Source organism: Micrococcus sp. EWR3.9.1 (assembly GCF_052615555.1).
Genome location: NZ_JBQXFD010000035.1, coordinates 1 through 5176 on the forward strand (window position 1 = coordinate 1; position 5176 = coordinate 5176).

The 5176-nt window shown below is 65.9% G+C and carries 6 protein-coding genes; 1 reads left to right on the plus strand and 5 read right to left on the minus strand.

Going from position 1 to position 5176, the window contains the following annotated elements; genetic code table 11:
• Positions 1-393, plus strand: a 393-nt coding sequence (locus ACUJ8O_RS11345) for a hypothetical protein (protein WP_445373386.1), incomplete at its 5' end; no start/stop codon positions are given.
• A gap of 159 nt (positions 394-552) precedes the next feature.
• Here the strand turns inward: ACUJ8O_RS11345 and ACUJ8O_RS11350 are convergent.
• The 5 genes from ACUJ8O_RS11350 to ACUJ8O_RS11370 form a co-directional block, all read right to left on the minus strand.
• Positions 553-1125, minus strand: coding sequence for an antirestriction protein ArdA (locus ACUJ8O_RS11350; protein ID WP_445373387.1), 573 nt, complete (start codon positions 1123-1125; stop codon positions 553-555).
• A complete protein-coding gene (locus tag ACUJ8O_RS11355) occupies positions 1122-1466 on the minus strand; it encodes a hypothetical protein (protein ID WP_445373388.1) in 345 nt (114 codons plus the stop codon). The genes ACUJ8O_RS11350 and ACUJ8O_RS11355 overlap by 4 nt, the downstream gene beginning before the upstream one ends.
• 188 nt (positions 1467-1654) lie before the next feature.
• Positions 1655-2236, minus strand: coding sequence for a recombinase family protein (locus ACUJ8O_RS11360; RefSeq protein WP_445373389.1), 582 nt, complete (start codon positions 2234-2236; stop codon positions 1655-1657).
• Positions 2233-4539, minus strand: coding sequence for a hypothetical protein (locus tag ACUJ8O_RS11365; protein ID WP_445373390.1), 2307 nt, complete (start codon positions 4537-4539; stop codon positions 2233-2235). The genes ACUJ8O_RS11360 and ACUJ8O_RS11365 overlap by 4 nt, the downstream gene beginning before the upstream one ends.
• Positions 4540-4743: 204 nt before the next feature.
• Complete coding sequence (locus tag ACUJ8O_RS11370; RefSeq protein ID WP_445373391.1) at positions 4744-4944, minus strand: hypothetical protein; 201 nt, start codon at positions 4942-4944, stop codon at positions 4744-4746.
• Positions 4945-5176: the final 232 nt, after the last annotated feature.

The window sequence follows — 5176 nt, forward strand, 5'->3', positions numbered from 1 at the left end:
AGGGAGGAGACACTGCGCGAGCAGGACGATCAGGTCCGCGCCGCGGCGCGCCAGACGGCCATTCAGCGCCGCGCGGTCGAGGCGGACGGCCGGGCGCTCGGACGCGTCCATGCCACAGCCGCAGAGAGGGTTCTCGGGGCTGCCGGCGTCCGGGGCTCGGATGCATGGAAGGCGTTGGAGAAGGAGCTCCTCGTCGGGGCGGCGGCTGACAGCCCGGCCGAGTGGGTTCGTCAGAGGCGCGAGCGGGAGGAGGCTCGGAATCGGGTTTTCGACGCGGCCGACGCCGCGGAGCGCCGCCAGGCGGCCGCGCGCCGCAGCTTGGGGGCCGCCCAGGCTCGCTACGCGGACTACGAGAGGCATCAAAAGGAGAGCGAGGGCGACTACGGCGACTGACCCGGGGTCGGCCGTCCCGCTAGGGTGCCGCGAGCGGCCTCTGAGGGCGCCCAACAGCAACCGAGAGGAGCAGACCCCCCGTAGCCCTCTTGGAAACCTGCGAAACCGCGGGAGTCCCAGGAACCGGGTTCCGGGAACCGTCAGGGGCTCCCAGCCGGGTCAGAGGTCCCGGAAGACGAAGATTCCGCCGTGCGGCCCGTCAGCGACGGTGTAGTCGTGACGAGCATCCCTCGCCCAGCGGGCCCAGTCGAAGTAGGACCGGGCCGCCTCCGGCCAGTCCTCCATCAGCCCTGTCTCGTCCGCGAGCTCGCGCGCGTAGCCTTCGAAGTCGACCCAGCCGCCCGCGTAGCACTCCTGGAAGGCCACAGAGGACGGCAGACGGTCTCCGTCCTCGACGTACGCCCCGGCATCGACCCAGGCCAGGAACGCCGCCCAGTCAGCCTCTCCAACGGCTTCGTAGACCGCCTGCCACGCCTCGAGCTTGGCGGGCGTCAGGGGGCCGTCCACGGGGAGGTTGCGGCTCTCGAGGACGGCGGTCTCGGTGTCGATGTGCAGGTCGACATCACGGGCGAGCGTGACGACGCGGCCTCGGTGGACTGCGTCCGTCCCGACCTCGTCGACCTCGTCGATGGGGACCCAGGCGCCGTGACGACGTCCTTCGGCTTCGCACTTCAGGCAGCAGACGTGGACTTCGGGTCGGGTGATGATGCGGAAAGTGGTGGTCTCGCTCATCGCCCCGTCACCTCCGGGTCCAGAAGCTGCAAGCGGTACGCGCGCGATGCGAACGGACCGACACGGAGGGTCTCGGTCCGGGTGACAATGCCGGCGTCGATCAGGGCCTCTGCGAGGCCGGCGTGCTCGGACCAGTCCTTCACGATGACCTCGCCGGGGAAGGCAATGAAGCCCTCGGCACGCAGGTCGACCGACAGGACCTCGGCATCACCGTTGAGCTCGGTCAGGATCAGCTGGCTTTGGCGAAGGTCGTAGGACAGGTGACCTTCCAGGTCGAACTCGGGCAGGCGAAGCGTGCGGTAGCCGTAATGGACGGCAGGGGCGGTGGCTGGTGCGGACACGTCGGTCTCCTCTCGTGGGGGCGTGGCGGCGGTGCGGTCGCACTGTCACCGGTCACCCCCTCCCCCGGGCGCAGCTCCTGCTGCGGCTGTGCGGGGATGGGAGGCCCCGTGGCATCCCTAGATGCTCCAGACACGCCACAGCCCCTCCACGGGCCGCTGGGGCTCCTGGAGGGACTGCGAGGGGCTGTCTAGGCCTGGGAGGCCTTCACGCGGTCCAGGGCCCGGTAGAGCGTCTGACGGGAGACGCCATAGGAGCGGGCGACGGAGGACACCGACTCGCCGGCCTCGACCGCGCGGGCGGCCAGATGAACCTGCTCGGCGGAGAGCTTCGGCTTAGGGCCGGCCACTCGACCCGCAGCACGGGCGTGAGCGACGCCCTCACGGGTGCGGGTGACGAGCAGGTCACGCTCCCATTCGGCGAGGGCGAGCATCACGTGCGCCACGACCTTGTCCGCCGGTCGGCTCGTGTCCAGCTGCGGGTCCAGGCTGCGCACGGCGATGCCGCGCTCAGCCAGGTCGGCGATGGTCTGCACGGCCTCGTGCAGGCCCCGACCGAGTCGGTCCAGGCGCGTGACGACCAGGACGTCCCCGGGCCGGGCGTAGGCGATGGCCTCGTCCAGCCCGGGCCGCTGCCACTTCCGACCCGAGATGGTGTCGTGGAAGAAGTGGTCGGGGTCGCAGCCGGCAGTCAGCAAGGCCTCGCGCTGCGTGTCAAGGGACTGCTCCTGCCGGCTGGTGCTGACGCGGGCGTACCCGAGCTGCACGGTCACTTCACCAGCCCGTACTCCCACAGCTTCGGGGTCACAGCCTCAGCGTGGTACTGCATCGTCATCTTCTTGAGGGTGTTCAGCTCGCCGTTGAGCACCGGGTAGTCGTAGACGGTCTTCATATCTCGGCCGACCTTGACCTTCTTGCTCGTGTTGAGGTCCTGGGCGATCTGATAGGTGCCGTAGGTGATCGCCGGGTTGTAGTTCCTCGTGGTCTTGGCGATCTGCAGGACCTTGTCCCACTGCTCAAGCAGGTCCTTGTCCCGCTGATCGAGGGTGAAGGTCTTGAGGTCTTCAGAGGCGACGGTGCCCTCGTCCAGGCACAACTCGTTGCGATACCCACGGCCATCGGAGCCAGTGAACGAACGGCACTTGTTGTGGTAGGCCAGGGCGGTGAAGATCAGGCAGGCCTTGAGGAACTCCTGGTCATGGCTGAAGTTGTCGCCGCTGTCCGCGTTGCGGCTCAGGACGCCCCGGATCCAGTAGCGACCGACAGAGGCGAGGCGGCAGGCGGCGAACAGGGGAAGCTGCTTCAGGTAGGCGTCCCGGAACAGGTAGGCCCCCATGAAGTCGTATCGGGGCGCGGTGTTCAAGGACGAGTTGAGGTCGGCGTTCTCGAAGCCGAGGCCCTTGGTGACCAAATACCCGACCGTCTGGTCGTCGTACTTCGGGACGCCGAGCAGTTCCCGCGTGGTCTCGTTTCCGTTCAGCTCGACGGCTACACCGGGGCCCGTGGGCTCACGCTGGTCATACAGATCAGACAGCGCCCGCGAGGCCTTCTTCACGGTGATCGTGGCCCCGCCGGTCCAATCCTTGTGCTTTGCCCCTGAGACCAGCTCATTGGTCTTGGTGTCGATGTCCCACATCTCCATCTCGAAGGAGGTGCGGTTCGGCTCATCTTCCTGAGACCACAGGATGCAGGCGACTCCTGCAGGCGTGCTTGCGTGGAAGTGCTTGCGGTTGAAGAGGAACCCCCGGAGGTACTTCTTGTTGACGAGGTTGTGAAACTTGAAGTACTTCGGCGGGGAGAAGACCACGTAGGAGTCGGTGGGCTGGCGAAGGTAGTACTCGAATGCCGACCAGATGAACAGGCTCGAAAGGTCTCTCAGCGCCTTACCACTGGTTCCGCGGTAGCTCATGGCCAGCTGCATCTGCTTCTTGACCCACGAGTTCTTCCAGATGAACGTGCCCCGCACGTCCTCCTTGTTCGACTCCACTCCAGCGACGTCTGAGTAGGGCGGATTCTCGAAGAGGATGATCGTGCACTTCGGGTCGTCCAGGTACTGCTGGATGACGTTCGGTGTGCGGGTGCCGTCGGCGTTGAGCGCGCCCAGCACGAAGCGGTCGGAGAGGGCGTCACCGTTCAGCATCAGGCCCATCTTCGGGTCACCAGCCTTGTAGGTCGGCGGGATGACAGCGCGCACGCGCTGGTTGAACTCGCGGGCCAGCTCCAGGTACTCGAACTCCTCGTAGGTGTTCACGATGCAGTGGGACAGCTCCTCCTCAGTGAGGAAACGCTGGAGGTTGCCGGTGCCGGCGCAGCGGTCGATGATGACGTAGTCATTGCCGGCCGGAACTCGGTCGATGGCCTCACGCAGCAGCTCGTAGGACTTCTTGACGTAGGGCTCCGGGGTGTAGAAGGCACCCAGCTCGATCTTCTTGAGCTTGTCATTGAGGCGATCGAGGATGTGGCTGAACTCCTCGTAGGTATCGCCCTCATAGGGCAGGATCTCGCCCCTGAAGTGCCGAGGGTCCTTCAACTCACCGAGCGGACCCTTCTTGATTTCTGCGCGCAGGAAGTCGGCTTTGGTGGATCCACGGACCTCGCGGTAGAACCGCTCAGCCCAGGCCACCACGCAGTTGTGGTCGATGCGGACGGGCACCACGTCGGTCTGCTTGAGCAGGTCCACCACCCGCTGCGCCCCGGCACCGAAGTAGTCGTCGATGACCTCGGGGCTGGACTTCGCGCGGAAGCCTCCGACTTCACGGGAGGCCGACGTCAGGAAGACCTGGTGGAGGTCCTCGAAGTAGTCCTCGGACTTGTAGACGTAGACACGCTCGGCGTTGAGGTCGACGAGCAGCATGTTCGCCGGCACGGGGCGGCCGTTGATGCGCAGCTTGGACAGGTACTTGACCGCCTGGAAGAGCACGGCATTGACGTCAGAGATGGAGACCTTGAACTCGAGAAGGTTGCCGTTCCAAACGCCGTCCGTGTTGAGGATCAGCGCCCTTTCGGGGTCGATGCCGAACTCCTCGAAGAAGTCCGCCTGCCCGTCGCCCTCGTTGGTGTACTTGTAGTTGCCCACTCGCTGTTCTCCCGCCTGTCCTGAATCGCTCGATCTCGGACAGGAGGGGGTGATGGGGCGCCGAGGTGCCGTCAGCCGGCCTCTGGGTGTTCCATGATCCCTGTCCGTCGGCACAAGTGTACCACATATGGCTCATAGGGTATCTCGGACAGGTGGTGGTGAGAGCAGGGACGGCAACGACGACCGAAGGACGTCGCGGCGGTATCAGGACTCCCGGGCGGGGACGTGGTCCCACGTCGCTGCGTACGAGCGCGACGAGCGTTGCTTGTCCTGATAGAAGTCCCACGCCTGGTCGCGATCGGTGAGGATCCGCTCGTGAACCTCGCCGCCCTCGTCAAAGTTCTTCCACGTGACCCGGTAGTTCACGGCCGGATCGTCGTAGCCGGAGCTCGGTTCGTGCCTCACGGTCTTGCCTCCTTGGTCCGGACAATCGGCTCATGCCGACCCAGAAATTGTCTGACAGTGATGCGGACTGCACGCCCTGCCGTCACCGTACCGGAGCCGAGGCCCCCCCCGACAAGCAGCCCTCTCGACTGACGAACCGCCCTACGGCCGGGGCCCATAGTTAAGCAGCGGGCGCCTCGAGACGGCTCATTTGAGCGCCGAGGGCGCGAGTTGAGTCCCTGATAGTGGTGTA